The organism is Pseudoalteromonas sp. NCIMB 1079, assembly GCF_040567695.1.
Lineage (GTDB): Bacteria > Pseudomonadota > Gammaproteobacteria > Enterobacterales > Alteromonadaceae > Pseudoalteromonas > Pseudoalteromonas distincta.
Genome location: NZ_JBEWZA010000001.1, coordinates 1,538,572 through 1,565,009, shown reverse-complemented (window position 1 = coordinate 1,565,009; position 26,438 = coordinate 1,538,572). Strand labels below are relative to the sequence as shown.

Sequence of the window (26,438 nt, the reverse complement as noted above, 5' to 3'; positions counted from 1 at the left end):
TTTCTCAGATACTAAAATAAAATTAGCATCCATTTTCATGTACCCATTATCCCCTTTATTAATCTTTGGAATACTCTATTTTTTTATCTCTGATCCTATTAAATTATGGGCTTACTACACACAAGGCGACTATTGGTATAAAGAATACATCCTGACCGATGTACAAGAGTGTGGCACTGAGTATGAAGATAGCTGTACTCGTTTATACTTCAAAGACCCTAAAACGAATAAGATTCATGATTTTAGGTGGTATGACGATAAGTCTACAATAATGAACAACAAAAATGATTATGTGTATATTGTTGGAGAGGCCAGCTTATTTGGCTATATAGTGAGAGATTTAGAAAGATAACTTAGACTTACTTTTACATTACAGGACTTTTATTTAAAAACCTCACTCAAGTGAGTGAGGTTCATAAAGGTTTAGGTTAAGGCAATGCTGGATAAATGTAGCTTGCATCTAAACCTAAAGGAATACCAAGTGCCCAGTAACCTAATAAAAAGATACTCCAGCCAATCATAAAGGCGATTGAATACGGTAGCATAATAGCAATTAAAGTGCCTATCCCGGTGCCTTTCACATACTTTTGACAGTACACCACCACTAATGGGAAGTATGGCATTAACGGTGTAATAATATTAGAGCTTGAGTCACCTACACGATAAGCGGCTTGAGTTAAGTCTGGCGAAATGCCAAGTTGCATTAACATTGGTACAAAAATAGGGCCAAGTAACGCCCATTTTGCTGAACTTGAACCTACAAACAAATTAACAAAGCCAGTTAAAAAGATAATGCCTACAACCGTTACTGCACTGGGCAATTCCATTGCCTTTAATAACTGCGCACCTTCGATTGCAAGCAGTGCACCTAAATTTGATTTACTAAATGCAGCAATAAATAGCGAACAGAAAAACGCCATAACGATATAATATGCCATACCGCTCATCGCTTTACTCATGGCATCAATCATATCTTTTGAAGTTTTAAAAGTGCCTACCGTAAATCCATATACAGTGCCTGGAATCCAAAAAAGTAAAAATATTAGTGGCACAATTGATTGCATTAAAGGAGAGCTAAAATTAGTAAGGGATCCGTCACTACTGCGCATTGCAGAATCGTCTGGAGCAGAGACAAATGCTAATAACGCAAGTCCTGTAATCATCACGGTACTGGCTATATAAAAGGCACGTTTTTCATCACTACGTGCATCTTCAAATACAGGTAAATCCTCTTTAGCACCATCAACCGCTGTTTTTTGTAAACGTGGTTCAATAATTTTATCGGTAATGTACCAGCCTAATGCCACAATAAATAAGCTAGATGCTGAAGCAAATGCCCAGTTATTTAACGGGTTAATTGTTATTGCAGGATTAATTATTTGCGCCGCACTTTGGGTAAAGCTTTGTAGTAATGGATCAATCCCTGATGGAATAAAGTTAGCCCCAAAACCACCACTGACTCCTGCAAAGGCAGCTGCAATACCCGCAAGTGGATGGCGTCCTGCAGCATAAAATATAACACCAGCAAGTGGAATAACTAATACATAACCTGCGTCAGTAGCGGTATGGCTCACAATGGCCACTAAAATGATTGAAGGCGTTAATAGCTTTTTAGGAGTCACTTTAAGCATTAACTTAAGACCGGTATTAATAAAGCCCGAATGATCTGCAACACCGACACCTAACATAGCTACTAAAACAACACCTAAGGGAGCGAAGCCAGTAAAGGTTTTTACCATAGAGGATAAAAAGGTAGCGAGCGAATCACTTGCCAGCATATTATTAATAATAATCGCTTCACCGGTACGTGGGTCTATTGCATCAAAACTCACGCTTGAAAACCACCACGACAAAAACCAAATTAATAACATTGCAAATAGAAATATTACGGCTGGATCTGGAAGCTTATTTCCTACTCGCTCAACAAAGTTTAAAAAACGCGCTACAACCCCTGAAGGTAAAGCATCTTGATTATTATTCATTCTTATTGTTCCTAAAATTTATTTTAGTAACAATATCGCATAAAAACAAAACAGTAAATTAACATGAAAATCTACTTTAAAAGTTTTGGGCACAAAAAAACACGATAGTGATAAACACATCGTGTTTTTTGTAACACTTAGGGTTAAGCGAGGGCTTTAACTTCATCCCATAAGCGTGCAACTAATGCCTTGTCTTCTTCGTTAAGCTCGCCGTTGCGATATGCTTTAACTAAGCTTTGCTCTACAGTTTCGTTTAGCTCATCTATACTGATTGTCAGCTTTTCTACTTCGGCATAACCAACTGCAAGATCAAAATGACCTCGTAAATAGCCGCCTGCAAATAACTCATCGTCAGTTGCTTTTATTACTAAATCATCGAAGTACTGCTGGGCTGCATCGATATAGTTCACTAAACTCATTTATTAATCTCCTGGTTTTGCAAAGCACCTGTATTTTCAAGGTTTTGGTGCCCTACTGCATACATAATATGGTCGTTAAATCCGGTGGTTACTTTAATATAACCCGTTAATTCATCATCTAATTCGCCATCGCCTGTATCACAAATAAGGGGGCGACCATTAAGCGCTTGTAGTTTTGTTTTAGTTGCTACTACAATAATATTTTCTTTTCCAATTGCGCGTATAAGCGCAGGGCTCAATTGCTGGTTACCACGGCCAAATATATGCCCTTGCCCGCCAATGAGCGTAATGGCTAACTTAGTACATTGATCATGTGTAAGCTCAAGTAATTGCTTCGCCGTTAAATCTTGAGCAACTAAGGTTTGATCTTTTATTAAATCAACACCAAGTAACGTATTCTCAAGACCCATTTCTTCCATTATGGCTTCAACCGTTGAGCCGCTACCCATTATATAAAATGTGTCTTCATCCATTTGCGATACAACATGCGCTGCAATGTCGGCAAGTACGAGTTCGTCGGTTTCTTTGCCGCCATTTTTAACCGCTTGCATATAGCGTACTTCGCTAGGTGTTTGCATTTCGCCGTAGCGTTTGGCTTTTACTGTGCCTTGCCTGAAAGCATCTTCATCTATATCCATTACATCGGCATCAGCTAAGGTAACTAACTCCCCCTTAACCAGCATTTCGACTACGCGCCCTGCAGCTTTTGGTGTAATGGCGTATACACCAGAATGAATTTTACAGCCTGCAGGAATACCAAGTACGGGAATGGTATCCTCTATTGCATCGCAAATATTACGCGCTGTACCATCGCCTCCAGCAAATAAAACTAAATCAACACCAAAGTCTTTAAGTACTTTTGCTGCTTGTTCTGTGTCATCTGGGGTTGTTATTGCAGAAGTGTTATATACAACCTCTACATTAAAGCCCAAGGCTTTTGCTGTTTGCTCACCCATGTCACCGTTAACGGTGTAAATGGTTAAGCGCTCTTTATAAGGCAATAGCACCTCAAGCGCTGCTTTTGTGCGGCTATTTGCTTTGGGTTCTGCACCTAATTCGATTGCTTTAACGGCTGTGTGTGCGCCATCACTACCTTTTAAAGCAACTGTTCCGCCTAAACCCGCTACTGGGTTTACAATTAAACCTAATTTAAACGCCATTACAAAGCTCCTTCGGATGTTGCCAATTAAATTGCTGCGCTGTTAATGGCCACTGTGTATTATAAAAATCAGAGAGTGCTTTTAAAAGTGACTCTGTACGAGAGTTAAAGCCATTTTCGATTAACGATAATACACGTGCATGTACTCGCTGCTGAAAATCAAACCGACATGTTTGCTCGCCGTTTAAGTTATCCACCGACACATTAAAAGTAAACCCTGCTGCGGTGCTTAATAACCACTCTATAGCTTGGGGCTTTACTTCTACGCTTTCAAACTCAGCTTGTTTTTGTTTGTCGCGCCCATCGGGGCAATACCAATAGCCGTAATCTTCTAATAAACGACGTGCATCGCCTGCTACTAGCCAATGCGCAATTTCATGCAGTGCACTCGCGTAAAAACCATGCGCAAATACAACTTGGTGATATGGCACGTGCTCTGTTGCTGGTAAATACACAGGTTCAAAATCGCCTTTTATCAGACATGTATTATGACTTTGATAAAAAGTGCGTTCAAAAATTGAAATTAGATCAGCTATTTGATGCATAAAATTAGGCTAATTTTTCTCGGTTGCAGCGCTATTTTGCGCAGTAAAAACGAGACGAATTGTACGGGCTTTTACAACTAAAGTAAAAATAAGCTCCTAGTGTTTACCACTTAAACAACAATACTTATAAATAAACTGCTTGCACACATAGATAGGAAACACCAATACCTCACGATCATAAAGCAAACCTATTTGCTTATTACGGCGCATTGATTTATTAGGGTTACTCTCTATGTTTAATAACAAAAGTATCAGTCTCAACTTATTTGCTATTCCTTAGGAGCTACTTATTAAAGCTGTTAGGTAAGTTAGTGATGAACTAAAAGAATGGGGAATCAGCTCTTTTTATTACAAAGGTTTTAGTGTTTCACAAAGTATTACTTCGATTACGCTGAAAAGTAAAATAAGTGGTTAATGTATCGCTGCTGCACTACTAAAAATAGGCAGCCTTAATAAAGACTGCCTGTCATTAAGCGTTTATTAATCGCGAGTTGGTGTTACCTTAAGTGAATAAACTTGTGGTTTTTTATGTACTTCTACAAACTTTTCACTAACATCCGATTTGTCTGATGCAGCTGCTTTAGTTAAAGAAGGAGTTAATGCTTTGGTGCTCTGTAGCATCTTAGAATCCGAAGCAAAACCAAGCATTTCAAAGTCATCAATTATCCAGCCTCTAAAGCCATTGTAGAGCCCATCATTCGTTTGGAAATCAAAACGTATGACAACTGATTGACCTACATAATCAGTTAGGTCTAGCTCTTCTAGCACCCAAACAGGTTTACGATTATAACCACCCGATGAGAATGGTTTTGCCTTACGATCTGCCTCATTTGGATCAACAAAAGGGTTTAGCTTCTTAAGTGTTTCAAAGGTTTCACCACTGTCAGTACTTATTTGCACTTCCATGATATCGTATCCATTCTCATTAGGATTTACTGATTCAATTTCCCACCATGTTCTAAATTTAAGAAGTGCGGCACTAACTGATGTCAAGTCAATCGCAGGCGATACAAGCTGTCCTGAATTTGCTTGCTCTGACTGCCCGCCACTAAGAAGGTAATCATTACTGTTTTGTGTGCCTATGAATGTACCCGTATCTTCCTGACCATACCACCACGCACTGTTACCGCTCGATGCTTTAGGTAATAACGCTTTTGGGCCTTCCTCATCTGGCGCTAGAGAAGTATATCCTCCATCAACTAAGGTATTAGTAATGCTATTATTTGCGAGGTCAACCTGGTTCCAAAATCCTGTAAATTGCCAGCTATTTTCACCTTCTTCAAAGCCATCAGAAAATATTATTTGCTCTTCTAAATTTTGGCTAACAAGTGTGAAGTTCTCTAGACGCTCCTTACCTGCCAATATGATAACTTCTTCACGCACTGAGGTTGTATAACCAAATGCAGAAACTTCCATTATGAAAGATTCAATTTCACCACCATCCGAATCACTTTTTGAAATATTCGAAATAGCAAATTCACCATTACTATCAGTAGTTGAAGCTGCAAAGAAACCATTTGTTTGCTCACCACCAGAAATCCTTACAGAGGCACCTTCTAATGGATTACCGTTACCATCAACAACAAAACCACTTAAAGAACCAACAGCACCAACTTCAGTAGATGCTAAGTTTAAGGTTGTTTGAATTGTACTTTCATCATTAACGATGATTGAGATAGCGGCTGTTTGGTAACCTTCTTGAGTGCCATATGCTTTATATGATCCCGCTTCTAAGTACATCTTACTAACACCTAACGAATCTGTGTAGCTAGACATTTCAAAGTTTTGTCCTGTGTCAGATTCAAGGCTAATTTGTACGCCCACTTGCGGCTCAAGGGATACAGTGTCTTTTGCGGTTAATATGACTGTTGAGTACTCAAATTCATACTCCTTAACCACAACAACTTCTGATCCACTCGTAGGGTTAAGCAAGTTAATAGTTGCAAGCAAGCGATGTCTTGAAGCGCTTGTATCAAGATCAACTAATAATTCGCTTTCAGCTGTTGAGCTAGTCTTAACCGTTTGCCATTTATCTGAGGCACCAAAAGACTGCAGTTCCCATTCAATATTTTCTACTTGTAAATCAGTATCTATAGAGTCAAATAATAGTTGTGTTTGAGCCGTAAAAGGATCAGGTATAGCACTTGAAATGATCACTTTGCTATCAATAATTGCCTGTGCTTTTTCTAAGGCTTTTTGTGCATTAACAATTGGAATTTGGTGAGCTAACGTCGCAATATTAGTCCCCTCATCCACACTCTTTGATGGAGTAATATAACGCTCAGTCACAAACTCTGTTGCACTATCAATTAATATATTTTTTACCTCTTCGCCTGTAAAATCTGGGTAAATAGAATATATGAGTGAAGCCACCCCTGTTACTATAGCTGCACCTGAAGATGTTCCCGAAAAAGCACTTGTACCATCTCCATATTGACCATCTGTATAATATTGAGAATTTGACTTCAAGGTTTTATAAGAAGTCGGTGCTGCTATATCTACTGAGCTTCCATAGTTGCTGTAAAAAGGTAAACGGTTATCATCATCAACAACGGCAACAAACATCACGTTCTGCTGCTTTTGTAGAGTACCGTTACTAGTAAAGTGAAGAGCTGAGCTATGTAAGCGTGCATCCACACCGTAAACATTGTTGCTGTTGCCCGCACCATTGCCGATGCCATTACCTGCAGACCACACTAATAACTTATCTAAATTACTTTCTGCTATTTTTCGGTAGGGTCTAGAAGCGACTAGAGCAAGCGTATTTCGCTCTTCTAAGCTAACAATGTTCGATGGGTCGAAAGAAACTGGAATATAACCAGGGATTGACCATGAGCTATTTACCGTCACAACACCTGCTTTTGATAATAAAGCTTTAAGGCTTTCTTTACCCCAATTACCTAAGATTAATTGAGAAGACCAGTTAATCCCAGACATGCCTGTCCCATTATTGGTAGCGGCACCAATAGTACCTGCTACAGCTGTACCATGATCAGAAACTTGGGACGTCAATACTTCAGAGTAGCGTCCTTTTAGCTCTGGATGGGTTGTATCAAAGCCACCATCAGAAATTGCTACTAAAACATCAGTGCTACCTGTTGTAAAGTCCCATGCAGCCGTTGCTAATATTTTCTCTAGATGCCAGTTATCGCCGCCATCAGTGAAGTCACTACCGTCATTTGGTATTGTATCTTCTTGTCGTAATACGTTCTGCCCTTCAAAAACACGGTTATCAACACTTGAAACGCCCTGCTCTAGCTTTAACAGCTCCATTGCTTCTTTAGTCTTTAAATCACTTTCATCATATTCAACTAATAAGCCCTGTGTTTCGTCATAACCTTTTACAACTAACTGCTCATAATTAGCCACGAGCGTTTTAAGTGCATCCTTATCAAGTGAAGACGAGTAGACCCAAGATTGATTTGATATCGCCCCTATTAGCTCGTTAACTTCAGTAGTATCATCATTACCAGAAACTTTTAACACATCAAATTCAAAACTTGGAGTAATACTAAATGTTGTACTTTTAACGCTATCATTATCTTTTGACTGCGCAATTAATTTATACTCACCCACGGCAGTTGGAGTAAGAGTTACTGATTGATCTTCAGATTTAGTTAACGTTAATGCTGAAGTCTCTGGTTGCATTTCCACTTGCCAGTTAATTTCACCTAAATCATCATCAGAGATAAAATTAATAGCCACTTCTTGGTTTTGTACTGGCACAGAACTAAAGCTAATTGCGGTATTACTTAGCTGTGCAAATACCGGATTAACTGTAACAATCACACTTCCTGTGACCACTTCACCTGCAGAGTCTTTGACTGATAACTGAAACTCTAAATTTGCTTGCTCAGAGACATCTGGCGCTATAAATGAGGTCGAAGCAGTTGTTGATGTGTTCAACTCAACACTTGTCCCATCAGTTTGAGACCATTCATATGATAACTCACGGCCTTCAGGGTCTGTTCCCTGAGCAGTTAAAACAACTTTAGTATTTTCATCAACACTTTGATCTTCTCCCATTACTAACGCTGGAGGTTTATTTTGTAATGCTGTTGGTTCGACACTTTTATCATCACTTCCACACCCAACCAAAGATGTTATAGTGATCGCAAGTAGTAATTTTTTAAAATATTTAACTTCTGTATTTAATCCAAATTTAGTTTGTCGCATTCCTGCTCCTTTTTAAATCCATGATAAATATTTACTTAGCTAATAAAAACGATTTTACGTCTCTATAAAGATAGATAAATCCTCATAGAAACACGCTAAAATAGCGAGAGTAAATAATAGATTGATTGCGGCAGGAAGTTACAGATCATGGTAAAGACGAGGTGCAACTTCCTTGTTGCTATGATTAGTATTTAATATAATTAAGCTAATAGTTCTATATACTAATCAATTTCTTATTTAAAGAGTAATTCTTTGTATAATTATTAAGCACTGGTTTTTTGATAATAAAAAACCTAACTTAATTAACATTAACATTAACATTACGAGAGAGAGAAAACCATAGTCTATCCTTCAAGATTGAATTTATATTAATATATTTTTTATTTGCTGTTTTAGCTTATTTTTATTCAGTATTTGAGTCTATTCGATTTGAAAAACACATCAACAATGGTCGGGAATAGTTCTAGGAGAACCATAATCTTCGAGTTCTCTTTGGTTATCGTCTACTATCATTTCATGTAGGGCACTGGCACAAAATAGAGTGTAGACATCACCTTATTAAGTATTGTGTTATGGTTTTGTAAAAAATAGAAATGAGATCCGTTATTTTCCGCACTAAAAACGAGATGAATTGTATGGTTTTTTTTACAACTAAAGTAAAAACAAGACGTAAGAGTAAAATCTAAATAGGTTAACCATTTACTTTATTGATGTTTTTAATAATACCTAAACAGTAAAGCGTATTGGCAAGTTCTATACGCTGTGTTTTTTCGCTAGCGGTTTTGTTGGCTAAGCTAGTTAACATATCGTACCGTTTACGTAGAGTTAGTATATATCTGGCATGCTTACGGCATTCAAAACAACGTGTGCAGTGTGAATCCACCCAAAAACCAAGTACCTCAAACCAATATTGTTGCTCTTGAGCAAAGAAAATAAATGCCTTAGGGCAGGTCTCGCACTGCTCCTCAATATCTACATAGAGTGTTCGAGGAAAACTGGCATAATTTTGCTTTTTTATATCAGCCAACATTACCGTATTAGAGAAGTATTTAAGGCTCGAGTAACGTCAATGCCCTTTCTCTATCTCCTCTATTGTCACTAAGGTATTTGTAGTTATTGGTCTATTGCCATACCTTAGGTGGTTAAGGTACATATATCTACCTATTTTAAATTCACGGCTTACATCTTAAAAGTAAGCTAAATAAAAGCAAGTTAAAGCAAAATCAATAATACGTAGTTATTATCCGAATTTAGGTATAAGTAATTTCTATACTTTGAATAATTTAGCCCATTAAATACATTCGGCATTAGCATTACTTAGTGTTCAATGCTCTCTACTTTTACCTGCTTAGCTATATGGTTTTTTAACAAACGGGTATTACGCGTGTTAGCTTTAAAAAACGCATCAAATATATCGCCAAAAAATGGCACTAAGCCGCCCACAAAATCTATGAGCATATTAATGATCATCTTAGTCTTTATACGTTTACTCACACCTAAACGCTGCGCTTCTATAAGCACATAGCTTGATAAAATTAGCCCTGCGGCATCACCTATAACAGGGACTAAGCCAATCACAGCCTCCAAACCTATATTAAATTTAGTAAAAGGAATACCAATGCTGCTATCCGTTAACTTACTGAAACGTTCTAAGCGGGCTATTGCAGCTTGGGCTTTTATTTGTGAGTGTTCATTAATATTATCGTTCATGATTACTACCCTCCTTCTTGCAGTATATAGTGCTTACTTGAACAACTCCTGAAAGGCTCCTAACTAAATTACAGACATAAAAAAACGCGGTAATCCGCGTTTTTTTATAATTATAAATACTTACACAGAGCCATTAATTGGCCCATGTTCGTGGTTTACATGTGGATTTTGTCCGCGTTGACGCAGTAAGTGGTCCATTAAGGTAATGGCCATCATTGCCTCTGCAATCGGTATTGCACGAATACCTACACACGGATCGTGACGACCTTTAGTGATCATCTCTACCGCTTCGTTGCTTGTATTAATACTCTTACCCGGAATAGTAATGCTCGACGTTGGTTTTAGCGCAATAGAAGCAATAATATCTTGCCCTGTCGAAATCCCCGCAAGTACGCCACCAGCATGATTTGATGTAAAACCTTCAGGGGTTAGCTCGTCGCGATGCTCAGAGCCTTTTTGCTCAACTACGTCAAAGCCATCACCAATTTCAACGCCTTTCACTGCGTTAATACTCATTAATGAGTGTGCAAGTTCGGCGTCAAGACGGTCAAATACTGGCTCACCAAGGCCAACTGGTACATTGCTTGCCACTACTTTTACTTTAGCGCCAACTGAGTCACCTTGCTTTTTAAGGTCACGCATATATTCGTCAAGTGCTTCAAGCTTACTTGCATCAGGGAAAAAGAATAAGTTGTTTTCCACTTCATCCCAGTCAAACGTTTCAGCCTTGATAGGACCAAGCTGACTTAAGCATGCTTTAACTTCAATACCATGAAATTGCTTTAAGTATTTTTTAGCAATAGCACCTGCCGCTACGCGTATCGCGGTTTCGCGTGCAGACGAACGGCCACCACCGCGATAATCGCGCAAGCCGTACTTATGCCAATACGTGTAATCGCCATGACCTGGGCGAAATACATCTTTAATTTTGCCGTAATCTTGCGAGCGTTGATCAGTATTTTCAATCAATAAACCAATGCTGGTACCTGTGGTTTTACCTTCAAAAACGCCTGCTAATATTTTTATTTGATCGCTTTCACGGCGCTGCGTTGTATAACGGCTTTGGCCTGGTTTTCGGCGATCTAAATCAATTTGTAAGTCGGCCTCTGTGATTTCAAGACCTGCGGGAGTACCATCAACAACGCCGCCTAATGCAACGCCGTGGCTCTCACCAAAGGTGGACACTTTAAATAACTGCCCAATGCTATTACCTGCCATTAACTTTCCTCATTCCTAATGACTACCAATAGCCAAGCACAGGGCTTGGCTATTCATTTTTTTACTTATTTTGCAAAATACTCATCTAGCTGCTTTTTGCTAATTACAAATACACCTAAGCCGCCTTGTTCAAATTCAATCCATTCAAACGGCGCGCCCGGATACAGTGCATCCATATGTACCATAGAGTTACCAACTTCTACAAATAACAAACCGTTATCAGTTAGATGTTCACTCGCTTCGCTCAATATAGTACGGGTTACATCTAAACCATCGTGACCTGATGCAAGTCCAAGCTCTGGCTCATGATGAAATTCGCGTGGTAAGTCAGCCATATCTTCTGCATCAACATACGGTGGGTTTGCTACTATTAGGTCGTATTTTTGACCTGGTACACCGCTAAATACATCAGACTGAATTGGTAACACGCGATCACTCAACATGTAATCGTTAATGTTAATGTCTGTCACTTCAAGCGCTTCATACGATATATCTACCGCATCAACTTGTGCCTGCTCAAAAGCTTGCGCAAGTGCAATTGCGATACAGCCCGAACCCGTACATAAATCTAATATACGGTTTACCGATTGTGGCTCTTCAAGCCACGGCGTAAAGCGGTTACTAATAAGCTCGGCAAATGGTGAGCGAGGTATAAGTACACGTTCATCAACATAAAACGGCATACCCGCAAACCATGCAATGTTTGTTAAGTAAGGTACTGGTGTGCAGTCGTTAATACGTTCTGCAATAAGACCCGCAAGTCGGTTTTTTTCTGTGCTTGTTAAACGCGCGTGCATTAATTCTTTTGGCGCATCAACAGGCAAGCTAAGCGCAGGCAGTAATAAGCTTACAGCTTCATCCCATGCGTTATCTGTACCGTGTCCAAAAAATATACTACTACTTGCAAATTGGCTTGTAGTCCAACGTAACCAGTCATGTAAAGTTGACAGTTCTGCAACGGCTTCTTCGAGTGTTGCTTCTTCTATTTGTAAATCGCTCATATATTTTTACCTGTATTAGCTTACTGACTGTTTTGAGTCTTTAAGACGATTGCATTGCCTATCTGCGCTGGGCAAATTACAATTGCCCCTCATTTAAGTATTGTACCGCCTTTTGCGCTGCGTTTTTACGTTTTTTTGTTTAGGTAATAGTTATGAAAAAAGACACTCCATCACATTCGTCCCTAAGCAATGACGACATAAGCTTATTTCGTCAAACGATCACAGGCGCCAAAATATTTAAACAAGATACTCATCGTTTTGATACAAAGCCTAAGGTGTCACAAGCTAAGCAATTTGCCCAGCAAAAAAAGCAGGCTCAATCTGAATTTTTCTTCTCAGACGTTTATATTCCCGATATAGACACCCACGGCACGGTTAAATATGTAAAACCTGGCCAAGATACTTTCCTAGCTAAACAGCTTCGCCGTGGTGACTTTGCACCCGATTTGACGCTAGATTTACATGGCTTAAATAAAGAACTTGCTAAAGATGAACTCGCTGGACTCATTCACGAATGTAAAAAGCAGCATTACTATTGTGCATGTGTAGTGCACGGTATTGGTGGCGGCGTACTAAAGCACAAAGTGCCTCAGTACTTAGTACAGCACCCAGACGTAATAGCGATGCACCAAGCCCCTCTCGAATATGGTGGTAGAGGCGCTGTACTTATTTTAATTAATTTACCGCAAAATGATGAGTTTAGGCGCTAACTTTAGCTATTACTAGGATGTAACTACGTGCATATTTTTTCAATTATTTTTCCGCTCATTTTTATTGTTGCGCTTGGTTATAGCTGTTGCCGATTAAAATTTTTCGACAAGCAGCATATCGCAGGCCTGAGTAAGTTTACTTTTTATATTAGTTTGCCAGCTTTTTTATTATTAAACATGTCGCAAATTAACTTACAGCAAAGCATTAGCCTTTTTGCTTTTTTGCTTTTTTGAGCTTTTACATACCTGTTCTGAGTGTATTTTGGGTGGGTATATTAATTGATCGCTTTTATTTAAGTAAAAAACATTTAAAAAATTACCAACAACACGGTGTATTTGGACTTGCTTCTAGCTATTCAAATATGGTGTTAGTGGGTATCCCTATTGTTATTGCCTCACTTGGCAAAGAGATGATAGCCATTGCGTTTATGATCATTACTTTTCATAGCACATTGTTATTTGCACTTACATTTTTAATAGGCGCTAAAGGTAGCAGCGATAAATTTTCGTGGTCGCACTTTGGAAAAAGTATGGTACTAAATCCTATTGTACTGAGTATTGGGTGCGGGCTTATATTAAACATATTAGGAGTTACACTGTTTAGCGACTTAGCAAATAGTTTGGAGCTATTAGCTAAACCAGCAATTGCCTGTGCGCTATTTGTACTTGGTGCAAATTTAGCTTTTTATAAAATAGCTGCAAATTGGCAACCGGCGTTAATAGCATCAATTTTAAAAATATTTTTATTGCCTGCATTAGTTTTATTGGTAGGCACTTATGTATTTAAGCTAGACACGCAAATACTTAATGTATTGGTACTTTTAAGTGCGTCTCCTGTTGGCGTAAATGCTTATCTTATTGCGACTCAAATAAAGCAACATGAAGCTACTCTTGCTGGGGCTGTCGTACTTTCTACTATCTTAAGTGTTATTAGCTTTACGTTTTGGCTAGCTTTACTACTTTAGCTTACAAACCGCCGGCTACATCAACAAAGCTACCCGTTGTAAAAGAAGCGTGCTCTGAAGCTAAAAAGTAAATTGCTACAGCAACTTCCTCCGGTGTACCGCCTCTGCCAAGGGGTAATTTACTTTTAAGACGATCGACTCGATTTTTTTCACCGCCATCGCTATGCATATCAGTGTAAATAAGCCCAGGTCTAACCGAGTTAACTCGAATACCTTTACTTGCCACCTCTTTTGCCAAGCCAATAGTAAATGTGTCCATTGCACCTTTAGATGCTGCATAATCAATGTACTCATTAGGAGAGCCCGTTTTAGCGGCCCCCGATGAAACATTAACAATACTACCGCCATTTCCCATTCGCTTTATTGCCTCACGGCTACATAAAAAAGCACTGGTAATATTTGTAGTCAAAACTTCGTTTATGCGCTCAGCACTCATTTCTAACAAGGGCATTTGTGGTTTTAAAATACCGGCGTTATTTATTAGTACATCAAGTTGGCTAAATTCTTTATCAATAAAATCAAACAACGCCAAAACATCTGCCTCTTTCGATACATCTGCTTTTATAACTTGAGCTCTAACGCCAAAGCTTCTTACTTGATCGGCTACTAGCTTCGCACTAGCTAAATCTGCTTTATAATTAATGCAAACATCATAACCATGCTTTGCAAAATATAGTGCGGTAGCTGCGCCAATACCTCGGCTAGAGCCTGTGATAAGTACAACGGGGGAGCGATTCATTAAAGCTATTATTCTTTTAAAGCTGCAGCTACTGAAATTTCAACAAGTAGTGCATCACGTGCCATTTTAGCTTCCACACAGGCACGTGCAGGCGCATAACCCTCGGGTACCCATGCATCCCATACTGCATTCATATCAGCAAAGTATTCCATGCTCTTTACATAAATAGTCGCGCTAAGCATATGTTCTTTTGAACTTCCCGCTTCATCAAGCAATGCCTCAACTTTATCAAGCATGGTTTGAGTTTGTTCTTTGATATCTTTTTGTGCGTCGGCGCATACTTGCCCACATAAATACACAGTACCGTTGTGTTTTACTATGCGGCTCATGCGCGCACCTGTTTGTAAGCGTTCTATCGTCATTTTAATTTACTCAATTATTTATATTTAAACGTTTTCTGGGGCATTTATACTTAAATAACTACTACGCTGGGTCTGTTCATCGTAATTAATAACAGCAACGGCACCCGTATTAAAAATTGGCATGTTGCCAGGGCTTAATTGATCCACTAAATAACTGACAATAGGCATATGGGCTACAATGAGCCACGTATTACATTGGGGGTGAGTAGCTATGAGTGTTTCGATGTAATCAGCGGCAATTTGAGGCTTGCCCTCAGGGATTATATCGGACGTGGTTTCGCTAAATTTAAATTCGTTATTTTTAGCCACACCTGCAGCTGTTTGCTGTGCACGAATGTAAGGACTAACTAACAGTGCATCCGGGTGATGTGTTTTATTGAGCCAAAGACCCATTTTTTCAGCTTCATTGTGCCCTGCTTGGGTTAAATTTCTACCTGCATCATCAGCCTGCATTGGTGTTGCTTCGCCGTGGCGCATTATTAGGATTGTTTTCATAAAAAATCAACCAATTAAAGAATATAAAACAGTAGCCAGTTTGCCCGTTTGTCAGCTATATTGACAACATAAACCTATTTATTTCTAAAATAGTTCTTTCATGAGACTCAGGTAAATTTTCAAGCTATATTTCGCTTTCCTGAAGCCATCATCTGTTGTTAACAAGTAAACGTTTAGTTTCAGGAGCATCATTTGAATATCAGCCGCAATGATAACAGAGCATACCGTGCCTTTACACTGGACAATGGTCTAAAAGTACTATTAGTGCAAGATAAAGATTCTACAAAAGCGGCAGCATCAATGGCAGTTAACGCCGGACATTTTGACGACCCTCTTGACAGGCAAGGCCTCGCACACTTTTTAGAGCACATGCTTTTTTTAGGCACAGACCAATATCCAGATTCAGGCAGTTTTAATAATTTTGTTTCTCAAGCTGGTGGCAACACTAATGCGTGGACTGGCACTGAGCATACCTGTTACTTTTTTGATATTAACAATCAAGAATTTGAACAAGCGCTAACACAATTTAGCCGTTTTTTTATTGCGCCACTTTTAAATTCAGCCGAAACAGAAAAAGAACGCAACGCAATTGAAGCCGAGTTTAAACTAAAAATAAAAGACGATGGTCGCCGTATTTATCAGGCCCATAAAGAAACAGTAAACCCAGCTCATCCATTTGCTAAATTTTCTGTAGGAAACCTACAAACCTTAGCTGACAGAGAGCGCTGTATTAGTGATGAGCTTCGCGACTTTTTTAATAGTCAGTACCAAGCTCAGTGGATGACTTTAGTTATTTGCGCAAACGAAACATTAGACACACTACAAAGCTGGGCACAAACTTACTTTGGCGCAATTAAGGGTAATAAAAACCTCAAAAAGCCAGAGATCAGTGAGCCACTCTATCGCAAACAAGACATAGGAAAAATACTTCATATTGAGCCGCATAAGCATATGCAAAAACTTATCATAAGTTTTGCTATGCCTAATATTGACGACTTTTATCGCCACAAAACAGTGAGTTTTATTGCCCATTTACTTGGCTATGAAGGCGCGGGTTCTCTTTATTCTATTTTAAAAGAGCAAGGCTGGATAAACGCGCTTTCTGCTGGCGGTGGTATTAATGGCAGCAACTTTAAAGACTTTAATATTAGTTTAGCGCTTACCGATGAAGGTATTGAATACTTCGAAGACATTATTGAAATGGTGTTTGAATACATTTGTTTAATTAACGATAACACCGAAAAATTGCCGCGTTTATATCAAGATAAAAAAAATCTATTACAAATAGCATTTGATAACCAAGAAAAGTCACGCTTGATTGATTGGGTCAGTAATTTAAGCATTAATATGCAGCATTACGACGAAGCAAATTACGTGCAAGGCGACTATTTAATGGAAGGCTTTAAAAAAGCGACCCACGAAATGGCCATGCAGTGGTTAACGCCACATAATATGCGCATCGTACTTATACATCCAGATGTAGAGCCTGAACATAAAACCGCATGGTACAACACACCATATAAAGTAGAACATATTTCACCTAGTTGGCTTGATGCACTTAGCGAGATAAATAAACCGCTGAGCGAAATGCTGCTGCCTACCGCTAATCCTTATTTAACAAAAGAAGTGGTGTTATTTGATGTCATAAAACCACAAACAAAACCCGAGTTATTAGTAAAAGAACCCGGTTTTGATTTTTGGTTTAAACAAGACAACACATTTCGTGTTGCTAAAGGCCATTTTTATTTGGCCATGGATTCTGATTTTGCCGTAAAAGATGTAAAGCATATGGCACTCACCCGCTTATTTACAGATTTATTTATGGATAGCGTAGGCGAGCAATTTTATCCTGCAGAACTTGCGGGACTTAGCTACCACTTAACCTCGCATCAAGGTGGATTAACTCTACATACCGCTGGGCTTTCATCCAGTCAGTTAGAGCTTGTTGATCAATTAATAGATGCTTTATTTAATGTAGAAATTTGTGCAAAACGCTTTGCTGAATATAAAAAACAACTTGTAAGGCATTGGCGCAATAGCAACCAAAACAAACCAGTCAGTGAGTTATTTAGTATTTTAGGCGCAAAAATAATGCCTTGGAACCCTCAACCTGGGGAGCTTGCATCGGCATTAAAAAACACCTGTTTTCAGCAATTTAATGAGTTCAGAACAGACTTTTTTAAAGCACTACATGTTGAATCATTTTTACATGGTAACTGGCAGCAAAGTGATGCATTAGCCTTTCAAAAAAAGGTCGCCGAACACCTAAAAAACGCAGCCATAATTGAAGATTTAAGACGCCCTCTTTTTGAAATTAAAAAAGTAACTCGCTACGAGTTAGAACTTCCTTGTAGCGACCATGCCATGGTAGTTTACTATCAGGCGCAAACGGATTGCGTGGCCGAAAAAGTAAAAATGATGGCGTTAAACCATTTAATTAATCAAGATTACTTTAACGAGTTACGAACAACACAACAGCTAGGTTATTTAGTGGGCGCAGGTTATGCACCTTTTAATACTCGTGCTGGAATAGCATTTTATGTGCAGTCACCTAAGTTTGATGCAAAAACATTATTGCATCGACATAACAGCTTTATTAAAAAATACCTTGACAACATTGATGCACTTGATGAAAACGATTGGCAACAGCAAAAACATGGCCTTAGTACTCATATTGCAGAAAAAGATAAAAACTTGCGCCTGCGCTCACAACGGTTATGGCTTGCTATTGGTAACAGAGATCACGAATTTCATATGCAGCAGCGACTTTTAGATGCCCTAAACGCACTAACACTAAGAGAAGTAAAAGTTTATGCACTAAGCCTATTTGATGATAATAGACCAAGATATGAGCTTTTAAGCTCGGCGAAAGTCAGTAAATCTCAAAATATGCCCGTTTACTCTCAATCTCTTTGACTCTAGGTTTAGCTTGTTTTAAATTATCATTTGTAAATTAGAAGTAATCAAAAAATGATAAAAACAATAATAAAACTAAGCATGCTTGTAGTACTTGCTTACTCATTTGAGCTTTTTGCCTTTGAGTCATCACTTAATTACAACTCAGACAATATACTTATACTAGCAAGCGTCATTATAGCGCTTGCTTTGCCCTACCTGTTATTTGTAATCCACAAACTTAGGCGTTCGCGTCGACAGCTCCGTCTTTCTGAAAAACGCCTTAAAAGTACTGTAGAAGGTAGCGGCGATACCCTGTGGGATTGGAACATAAAAACAGGCGAAGTCATTCGTATTAACGATAAGTATTTAATGGACTCAACTACGTTAATGGGGTTTCCACCAAATAAAGGCCTGATTCATCCTCACGATATTAATAACGTTGAACACTTATTAAAAGTGCATTTTGCAGAGCAGTCTGCTTTTTTTGAAGCCACCTACCGAATCAAAGATACTTTTGGTCGTTGGCACTGGGTGCTCGACCGCGGAAAAATAATTGAAAAAGACGCCAACTTATCACCCCTTAGAATGACAGGTACCGTTCGCGATATATCACAGTTAAAATCAACTGAAGAGCGCTTAAACCTTTTTGCAAAATGTGTTGAGTCGCTTACTGACGCCTTAGCAATTTACGATAAAAACTTTAAACTGGTTGATATAAACCCTAGCTTTTTAACCTTGTTTGGTGGCGTACGCGAACAATACTTAGGAAAAGAATTTAGCCTATCTGGGTATGAGCCAAGCTACACAAACAGAATTATTGAAATAGTAAAAGAGCGCGAACATATTCAACAAGAAGTGAAGCTTCGTAATAGTGAGCGTATTTTATTACCGATAGAAATATCCATAGATGAAATTAAAAACGATCAAAATCAAATAACTAATTATGTCGTTGTATATTCAGATTTAACAGAGCGTAAAAAAGCAGAATCGCAATTACATAACTTATCGAATCGAGATCGCACAACCAGTCTGCCTAACCGAAATTTATTTTTTACTGATTTGCATAAACTAGTAAAACTCAATTCGCATCACGCCTTGCTTGTATTCGATTTAGATAACTTTAAAAAAATAAATGACTCGTTAGGACATCAGCTAGGTGACAGCTTATTAGCTAAACTAGCAATGCGCTTAAATAAACTAACCCGCGAAAATGATGTGTTTTATCGTTTAGGCGGCGATGAGTTTGCTCTGGTAATGTCTGACACTAACGACATACATGTAATTACACGCATGGCTAAACAGTTTTTAGCAGCCATTGCTACACCATTTAAAATGGCAGGCCACGAACTGGCAATCACCTCAAGTGTAGGTATTGTATTATTCCCTGAAGACGGTAATACGCCTGAACTGCTTTTAAAAAATGCAGATACCGCCATGTATCATGCTAAAAAGAAAGGTAACAGCTACTTATTTTTTAACGACACGATGAACCGTCAAGCCGTTAAACGACTGCAAATTGAAAACCTCATGCGCTTTGGTTTAAAAGAAGATCACTTTGAAGTGTACTACCAACCAAAAATGAATATTCGCACAGGCAAGCTAACCGGAATGGAAGCATTAGTGCGCTTTATTACACCCAAAAAAGGCATTATTAGTCCGGGAGTTTTTATACCTATAGCCGAGGAAACGGGCCAAATAATTGAAATTGGTGAAGTGGTATTAAACAAAGCCTGCAGAGACGTAAAAGAATGGCTAGATAGCGGTTTATTTAGCGGCCGAGTAGCTGTCAATTTATCAGCAAAGCAATTTAGCCTCCCCGATTTAACCTCTCGTATTGACGTTATTTTGCAAAAAAATGAATTACCTTCTTACTTTTTAGAGCTTGAAATAACAGAAGGTACTGTAATGGATGACCCTAAAGAAGCCATTGCAATTATGCGTTCGTTAAGTGCCCGAGGTATTCATTTAGCAATGGATGATTTTGGTACTGGTTATTCATCATTAGCGTATTTAAAGCAATTTCCACTTAATACACTTAAAGTAGATAAAGCATTTATAGATGACATGACCAACGAACGTGGCCGTAATATGGTCGACTCAATAGTCACTATTGCACATAACCTTGATTTACATGTAGTAGCTGAAGGTGTAGAACAAGCTCATCAAATTGATATACTCAAAAAGCTTAATTGCGAAACAGTACAAGGTTATTACTATTCTAAGCCTCTATCAAAAAGTGAATTTACTGAATTTTTAAAGCAACAACAAACTAAAGCAGCCCCAAGCTTAATTAGAAAAAATAAAAATGTGGCGTCAATAAATTAAGGGCGCCATATACACGCATTTATTCCTACATTTCTTACTAAAGCACGACGATAATGTAGATTAAACAAGCACCAGGCTACAGGTCCAAGTAAACCGCCTAAAATCAGCCATCGCTTAATTGGCATGCCTTTTTTAATGGTTTCTAAATACATTAAAGCTATAAATGCACTGCTTAGTAAAACTATAAACAAAGCTACCCCTTAAAGTTGCTCAAAAATACAGCGCTTATTTTAACGCTAACGTGATTAAATTTAAAGCAACAAATCCCCGCGCGCAAAAAAGCCGAAGCTGTTAAATACAGATTCGGCTTTTAAAATTATAATTTACAAGTTACTTTTCAGCACGACCCATAAATTTGTGTTCAACAGTATTAATACGGATACGGTCACCTGTTGAAATATGCTCTGGCACAGAAATATTTAAGCCAGTAGACATACGTGCAGGTTTTGAACGCGCACTCGCAGATGCACCTTTGATAGATGGGTCTGTTTCTTCAACAACAAGTTCAACACTTGACGGTAAATCAAGCCCTACTGGCGCGCCATCAATAACAATTACGTGTACGCCTTGCGTTTCTTCATTAACAAACTGAATTTCTTCGCTAATAGCGTCTTTATTCAAGTTGTAAGGCGTGTAATCTTCATTATCCATAAACACATACTCGTCGCCATCAATGTACGATAGCATTACTTCACGGCGTGTTAAATCAGCCAGCGTTAGCATGTCACTGTCTTTGAATGTTTCGTCAACTTTACCACCGGTTACCACATCGTATAAACGCATACGGTATAAACTACCACCAGCACGACCTTGCGGCACAGAGCGCACAATATCTTTTACAACTAAAACGCGGCCATTGAAGTCAATAGCAGTACCTTTTTTAACATCACTCGCCTTTGGCATGTGTGAATTCCTATTATTTTTTTGATTGGCAGAAACATACCACGAACTGGATTTTGTTCAACTAAAATTACGTTGGTTTTACGCTACATGTTGTATTAGCTTGTAAAATTTTAATTTATACTAAAATACATATAATCAAATGTGAAAAAAACTGCTATGGTAGCTTTACCGAGTATGACTTCAAGGAATGGATCATGGACCAGAAAAAAGTACATGAGTATTTAGTTAAAAAACCACTTGTTCAGGTTACAAAACCATTTGCGCAAGAGGTTGATGTATATAAAGTGAATCATAAAATGTTTGCGACTCTTGCTATTGGCAATGACGGTCAAACTAATGATGATGGTGAGGTTATTTGGTGGCTTAACTTAAAGTGCGATCCTGATGAAGCAATATCATTGCGTGATACTTTCCCGGCAGTGATCCCTGGTTACCATATGAATAAACGCTTATGGAACACAGTAATTTTAGACGGCACAATTGCACAAAGTGAAATTGAGAGAATGATTGATAACTCATTTAATTTAGTCGTAGAAAACATGCCAGAAAAAGACCGCAAAGCTATCGCACTTCACTTGTAGCACTTTTTGGGCTAGGCTACTAGCCCATTAAAACCTTACACCTTAAGCGTATAAATTAAATCGTCGTATAACTTTTCGCCTATTGTATGCACTTTAAAAAGTGTATCGGTATGGGTTAAGCCGCACTTACTAAGCACCTTTTCAGAACCAACATTGCCACGCGTTACGACTGCTTTAAACTGCCTAATACCACATTCTTTCCAAGCCCAATCAATCACAGCTCTTAACGACTCTGTCGCGTAGCCTTTATTAAAATACTCTGGCAATAATAAATACCCAAGCTCTGCGGTTTCTCCGTCATAGGCAAAGCCTGTAACACCCACAGGTTGTTTTGTTTGATTATTAATAATGAGTAAACACAGTGGATGACGTGATTTAGCATTCCACTTAGGCAAGCGTATCTCAAAGCGGTTTCTTACCAGTGACTCCATTGGCATATCAAAACAATACTTAAGGACTTGAGGATCGCGATGAAGCGCTAGAAAAAGAGGCCAATCAGACTCTTCTATTTGGTACATGCTCAATCTTTGTGTAAATAATGTCATTAAGCTCCTCATTTAAATATTAAAAATCATAAAAAAACCGCATCTAAATGCGGTTTTTATAAACAGTAGAAACTTTATTCTTTTGTTTCAATCTCTTTAGTAACTTCAGGCTCAGTGACACCTTGCTCTTGTGGCTCAGTGCTTTGTACTTCAGGAGCTACAACCTCAACAGTTGCTGCATTATAAAAAGTAGTACCAGAGCTTGCCATTGTTACCAGTGACTCACAAGGAGCAAAATTAGCATCGCTGTTAGCCAATGTAGACATATCAGAGCTTATTTTACTTGCGCCTAATTTATCCATATAGCTAAACGGGCCACCTAAAAATGGTGGGAAACCAATACCAAATATTGCACCAATGTCGCCATCACGAGGGCTTGCAATAATACCATCATCTAAACAGCGTACTGCTTCGTTAAGCATTTTTGATACACATCGCTTAGCAATTTCGCTTTTGTTTAAACGTGGAGCTAGGGTAACACCCAATAGTTCGTAAACTGACTCATCAACCTTTTTGCCTTTTTTATCGTATTCATAAAAACCACGACCCGACTTACGGCCAAGGCGTTTTGAATCAATCATACGAGTAAATGCATCAGGACCTTTAAAACGCTCACCTAATTCTTTTTCAAGAATTGGAGCAATTTTAGAGCCAATATCAATCCCTACTTCATCAAGTAGAGCCAGTGGCCCTACCGGAAAGCCAAACTCAACTAGGGCTGCATCAATCTTTTCAATTGGCTCACCCGCAAGCATTAAGTTAGCAGCTTCATTTAAGTAAGGCGCTAAAATACGATTTACGTAAAAACCGGCCATGTCTTTTACAACAATTGGCGTTTTACCTTGCTTACGTGCAAAGTTAACAACACGAGCAATAGTCTCTTTAGATGTACCTTCGTGTGGAATAATTTCCACTAATGGCATTTTTTCTACTGGTGAAAAGTAATGTAAGCCAATTACATTTTCAGGACGTGCTGCCTGCGCTGCAATTTGCGAAATTGGTAATGATGACGTGTTACTAGCAAAAATTGTATTTTCTTGGCATTGCTGCTCTACGTCTGCAACCATACCTTGCTTAAGTGCAAGATCTTCAAACACCGCTTCTATTACTAAATCAATGTGTTTAAAGCCACTGTAGTCTGTTGTACCTGTAATGCGGTTCATTGTTAATTGCATATCAGCTTTAGACATAATACGGCGCTTAAGGCGCTTGTCTAAAATTTTGTAGGTGTAGCTCATTGCATTACTAATGCCCTGCTCTGCTACATCTTTAATACGTACCGGTACTTTAGCTTTAACAGCACTTACGTGCGCAATACCTGCGCCCATTAGTCCACCACCTAAAACAGCAGTTTTGCTAATTGCGGGGGCGTCATCATTGCGCCACTCTTTTTTCATTTCAGTGGTTGCAAAGAAAATACCGCGAAGCGCTTTCGATTCGTCACTCATTACAAGTGTTGCAAAGCTTTCAGCTTCTGTTTTATACGCTTTTAGCTCATCAAGCTCTACACTAGCTCGCACTGCTTTAATAATGGCTAGCGGTGCTGGGTAGTGTCCGCCCGTTTTTTTAAGTACGTTTTCTTTGGCTTTTTTAAAGATAAAGTTACGACCAAACGGGTTTGACTCTAATAATTTACTAATATTGTCGAGCTTTGGCTCTTTTGCTTGTGGCTTTTTCTTAGTCGCAAATTCTTTTGCAACTTTTAGCAGCGCACTGCGTGGTACGCAATCATCAAGCACGCCTGCTTTTTTAGCTTGCTTAGGGCGAATTTGTTTACCTGTTAGCATCCACTCAAGTGCTTTTTGAATACCAACAATTTTAGTTAAGCGCTGCGTACCGCCGCCACCTGGAAGTAAACCAAGCTGCACTTCTGGTAAGCCAATTTTTGTTAAATCGCTGTCGGTACCAACACGGTAGTCACACGCTAAAGCAAACTCTAAACCACCACCTAATGCAGCGCCATGAATCGCGCTTACTGTTGTGTATGGCAGTTTTGTCATATCAAAAAATGCTTGATGACATAGTTCGCTAATTGCTAAAGCATCATCACGCTTTTGAACGCTATCGAGCATTTTTACATCGGCGCCCGCGATAAAGTTATCGCTTTTTCCGCTTATAAATACCATGCCTTTTACATTTTGCGACTTAGCGTCTTCTAATAATGCTTTTAAGTCATCGGCAAAACTACTGCGCAGGGTATTCATTTTCTCCCCTGGCACATCAATCGTTACTACGGCAATTTTGTTTTCATCTACCGCTAAATTAAATACTGAATCAGTCATTACGCGCTCTCCAATACAAAGGCTGCACCTAAACCACCAGCAGCACACGCTGTTGTTAATGCCAAACCGCCACCACGACGTTTAAGCTCGTGTAAGCTTTGCGTAATTAAGCGTGCACCTGTTGCTGCAAATGGGTGACCATATGCTAAAGAGCCGCCGTTAACGTTAAACTTATCCATGTTAATTTCGCCAATTGCTTTGCTGCGACCTAAATGCTCTTGTGCAAATTTGTCTGAGGCAAACATTTTCATATTGGCAAGTGTTTGCGATGCAAACGCTTCGTGCATTTCAATTAAATCTAAATCAGCAAGCGTAATACCCGCTCTATCTAGTGCAATAGGCGTTGAATGAGCTGGGCCCATTAACATGTCTTTTTCTACGCCAATTGCCGAAAATGCAAAGCTACGTACGTAACCTAGTATTTCGTAACCCAGTGCTTTTGCTTTGCTTTCGCTCATCATAAGTACGGCCGCTGCACCATCAGTTAATGGTGTTGCATTTGCAGCGGTAACAGTACCGTGCTGACGGTCAAAAACAGGTTTAAGCTTTGCGTAGCCTTCAACCGTTGAGTTTTTACGAATGTTGTTGTCTTCTGAAATAAAGCTTTTATATGGCGGTAAATGCGCCGTCATTACTTCATCTTTTAACTTACCATCAGCCCATGCTTGCGTTGCAAGTGAGTGAGAACGATGCGCTAATGCATCTTGATCTTCACGGCTAATATTATGTGTTTTAGCCATTTGCTCAGCAGTTTGCCCCATTGAAAGGCCTGTTGAGTACTCTGCAACTGCAGGAGGCACTGGTAATAAATCTTTTAAGCGCAGTTTTGAAAATATTTTTAAACGTTGACCAAGCGTACGCGCTTTATTTAAATCAACTAAGCTGCCTGCTAGCTTTTTACTAACACCAATCGGTAGTACTGATGACGAATCTGCGCCGCCTGCAATACCTACACTTACAGATCCCGCCATAATAGACTCAGCTACATTAGCAATAGCCTGAAAGCTGGTAGCACATGCGCGCGATACAGAATATGCATCAACCGATACAGGCATACCTGTGCCCAATACAATTTCACGTGCAATATTTGGCGCTTCTGGCATTTGTACTACTTGACCAAATACAAGTTGATCAATTTCTGATTTGTTGAAATTTAATCGTTCAAGCATTTCGTTAACCACCAATTTACCCATATCAAGTGCTGGTACATGGTGAAACGCTGTTGCTTGTTTTGCAAAAGGTGTACGTAAGCCGCTAACTATGGCAATACGGTCGCCCTTTGGTGTTTTTAGTATGTTTTGCTCAGACATTTATGCTCTCCCGCTGACAGGTCTGACCTGTTTGTTTTCCTCGATTCTAAACAACCCGTGCCCTAAAGCCAATAGATAAACACAAATTTATATAAACAGTGTTTAATTACGAC

22 protein-coding genes and 1 pseudogene are annotated in these 26,438 nt (G+C 38.9%); 6 read left to right on the top strand and 17 right to left on the bottom strand.

What is annotated here, in order from left to right; all coding sequences use genetic code 11:
• Positions 1-37: 37 nt before the first annotated feature.
• Complete coding sequence (locus ABX891_RS07175; protein ID WP_354629194.1) at positions 38-352, top strand: hypothetical protein; 315 nt, start codon at positions 38-40, stop codon at positions 350-352.
• 76 nt (positions 353-428) lie between these two features.
• Here the strand turns inward: ABX891_RS07175 and ABX891_RS07170 are convergent, their stop codons facing one another.
• The 9 genes from ABX891_RS07170 to prmB form a co-directional block, all read right to left on the bottom strand.
• The gene (locus ABX891_RS07170) at positions 429-1,982 is read right to left on the bottom strand and encodes an AbgT family transporter (protein WP_354629192.1); all 1,554 of its coding nucleotides are present in this window, start codon (positions 1,980-1,982) and stop codon (positions 429-431) included.
• Positions 1,983-2,125: 143 nt separating this feature from the next.
• On the bottom strand, positions 2,126-2,401 hold the full coding sequence (locus ABX891_RS07165; protein WP_024596509.1) for a YfcL family protein: 276 nt from the start codon (positions 2,399-2,401) through the stop codon (positions 2,126-2,128).
• Complete coding sequence (locus ABX891_RS07160; protein ID WP_354629190.1) at positions 2,398-3,561, bottom strand: ATP-NAD kinase family protein; 1,164 nt, start codon at positions 3,559-3,561, stop codon at positions 2,398-2,400. The genes ABX891_RS07165 and ABX891_RS07160 overlap by 4 nt, the downstream gene beginning before the upstream one ends.
• Positions 3,551-4,105 (bottom strand): elongation factor P hydroxylase, encoded by a 555-nt coding sequence (locus ABX891_RS07155; protein WP_350586398.1) that lies wholly within the window; start codon positions 4,103-4,105, stop codon positions 3,551-3,553. Before ABX891_RS07155 ends, ABX891_RS07160 begins: the two co-directional genes overlap by 11 nt.
• A 480-nt stretch (positions 4,106-4,585) precedes the next feature.
• Positions 4,586-8,281, bottom strand: coding sequence for a S8 family serine peptidase (locus ABX891_RS07150; protein WP_354629189.1), 3,696 nt, complete (start codon positions 8,279-8,281; stop codon positions 4,586-4,588).
• A gap of 691 nt (positions 8,282-8,972) precedes the next feature.
• On the bottom strand, positions 8,973-9,311 hold the full coding sequence (locus tag ABX891_RS07145) for a zinc-ribbon domain containing protein (RefSeq protein ID WP_231619957.1): 339 nt from the start codon (positions 9,309-9,311) through the stop codon (positions 8,973-8,975).
• Positions 9,312-9,598: 287 nt separating this feature from the next.
• Positions 9,599-9,991: a DUF4112 domain-containing protein gene (locus tag ABX891_RS07140; RefSeq protein WP_354629188.1), complete on the bottom strand. Its 393-nt coding sequence runs from the start codon at positions 9,989-9,991 to the stop codon at positions 9,599-9,601.
• Positions 9,992-10,111: 120 nt separating this feature from the next.
• A complete protein-coding gene (gene aroC, locus ABX891_RS07135) occupies positions 10,112-11,209 on the bottom strand; it encodes a chorismate synthase (RefSeq protein WP_007377744.1) in 1,098 nt (365 codons plus the stop codon).
• A gap of 65 nt (positions 11,210-11,274) precedes the next feature.
• The gene (gene prmB / locus ABX891_RS07130; protein ID WP_007377743.1) at positions 11,275-12,210 is read right to left on the bottom strand and encodes a 50S ribosomal protein L3 N(5)-glutamine methyltransferase; all 936 of its coding nucleotides are present in this window, start codon (positions 12,208-12,210) and stop codon (positions 11,275-11,277) included.
• A gap of 152 nt (positions 12,211-12,362) precedes the next feature.
• Here prmB and smrB point away from each other — a divergent pair, with 152 nt between their 5' ends.
• Positions 12,363-12,920 (top strand): endonuclease SmrB, encoded by a 558-nt coding sequence (smrB, locus tag ABX891_RS07125; RefSeq protein ID WP_354629186.1) that lies wholly within the window; start codon positions 12,363-12,365, stop codon positions 12,918-12,920.
• A 27-nt stretch (positions 12,921-12,947) separates the two neighbouring features.
• A pseudogene (locus ABX891_RS07120) lies at positions 12,948-13,885 on the top strand (AEC family transporter).
• A 1-nt stretch (position 13,886) separates the two neighbouring features.
• Here the strand turns inward: ABX891_RS07120 and ABX891_RS07115 are convergent.
• The 3 genes from ABX891_RS07115 to sixA are packed head-to-tail and all read right to left on the bottom strand — an operon-like array spanning position 13,887 to position 15,481.
• Positions 13,887-14,624 (bottom strand): SDR family oxidoreductase, encoded by a 738-nt coding sequence (locus tag ABX891_RS07115; RefSeq protein ID WP_354629185.1) that lies wholly within the window; start codon positions 14,622-14,624, stop codon positions 13,887-13,889.
• An 8-nt stretch (positions 14,625-14,632) separates the two neighbouring features.
• Positions 14,633-14,986, bottom strand: coding sequence for a RidA family protein (locus ABX891_RS07110; protein ID WP_354629184.1), 354 nt, complete (start codon positions 14,984-14,986; stop codon positions 14,633-14,635).
• Between the two features lie 24 nt (positions 14,987-15,010).
• A complete protein-coding gene (sixA, locus tag ABX891_RS07105) occupies positions 15,011-15,481 on the bottom strand; it encodes a phosphohistidine phosphatase SixA (RefSeq protein WP_149594326.1) in 471 nt (156 codons plus the stop codon).
• A 192-nt stretch (positions 15,482-15,673) separates the two neighbouring features.
• Here sixA and ABX891_RS07100 point away from each other — a divergent pair, with 192 nt between their 5' ends.
• Together ABX891_RS07100 and ABX891_RS07095 are read left to right on the top strand one after the other, a co-directional pair.
• Positions 15,674-18,397: an insulinase family protein gene (locus ABX891_RS07100; protein WP_197121807.1), complete on the top strand. Its 2,724-nt coding sequence runs from the start codon at positions 15,674-15,676 to the stop codon at positions 18,395-18,397.
• 54 nt (positions 18,398-18,451) lie between these two features.
• Positions 18,452-20,704 carry a sensor domain-containing protein gene (locus ABX891_RS07095; protein ID WP_354629183.1) on the top strand — a complete coding sequence of 751 codons (2,253 nt, stop codon included), beginning with the start codon at positions 18,452-18,454 and terminating at the stop codon, positions 20,702-20,704.
• Here the strand turns inward: ABX891_RS07095 and ABX891_RS07090 are convergent.
• A complete protein-coding gene (locus tag ABX891_RS07090; protein ID WP_024604473.1) occupies positions 20,701-20,895 on the bottom strand; it encodes a hypothetical protein in 195 nt (64 codons plus the stop codon). The two genes, ABX891_RS07095 and ABX891_RS07090, sit on opposite strands and share 4 nt — an antisense overlap.
• A 139-nt stretch (positions 20,896-21,034) precedes the next feature.
• The gene (efpL, locus tag ABX891_RS07085; RefSeq protein ID WP_165743667.1) at positions 21,035-21,607 is read right to left on the bottom strand and encodes an elongation factor P-like protein EfpL; all 573 of its coding nucleotides are present in this window, start codon (positions 21,605-21,607) and stop codon (positions 21,035-21,037) included.
• A 194-nt stretch (positions 21,608-21,801) separates the two neighbouring features.
• On the opposite strand from efpL, the gene ABX891_RS07080 reads away from it, so the two are divergent.
• Positions 21,802-22,188, top strand: a complete 387-nt coding sequence (locus tag ABX891_RS07080; RefSeq protein WP_024596739.1) for an MmcQ/YjbR family DNA-binding protein — start codon at positions 21,802-21,804, stop codon at positions 22,186-22,188.
• 35 nt (positions 22,189-22,223) lie between these two features.
• Here the strand turns inward: ABX891_RS07080 and ABX891_RS07075 are convergent, their stop codons facing one another.
• The 3 genes from ABX891_RS07075 to fadI form a co-directional block, all read right to left on the bottom strand.
• Positions 22,224-22,733 (bottom strand): GNAT family N-acetyltransferase, encoded by a 510-nt coding sequence (locus ABX891_RS07075; RefSeq protein WP_165743665.1) that lies wholly within the window; start codon positions 22,731-22,733, stop codon positions 22,224-22,226.
• 74 nt (positions 22,734-22,807) lie between these two features.
• A complete protein-coding gene (fadJ, locus tag ABX891_RS07070; RefSeq protein ID WP_354629182.1) occupies positions 22,808-25,015 on the bottom strand; it encodes a fatty acid oxidation complex subunit alpha FadJ in 2,208 nt (735 codons plus the stop codon).
• Positions 25,015-26,325 carry an acetyl-CoA C-acyltransferase FadI gene (gene fadI / locus ABX891_RS07065; protein WP_004335629.1) on the bottom strand — a complete coding sequence of 437 codons (1,311 nt, stop codon included), beginning with the start codon at positions 26,323-26,325 and terminating at the stop codon, positions 25,015-25,017. Before fadI ends, fadJ begins: the two co-directional genes overlap by 1 nt.
• Between the last annotated feature and the right edge of the window lie 113 nt (positions 26,326-26,438).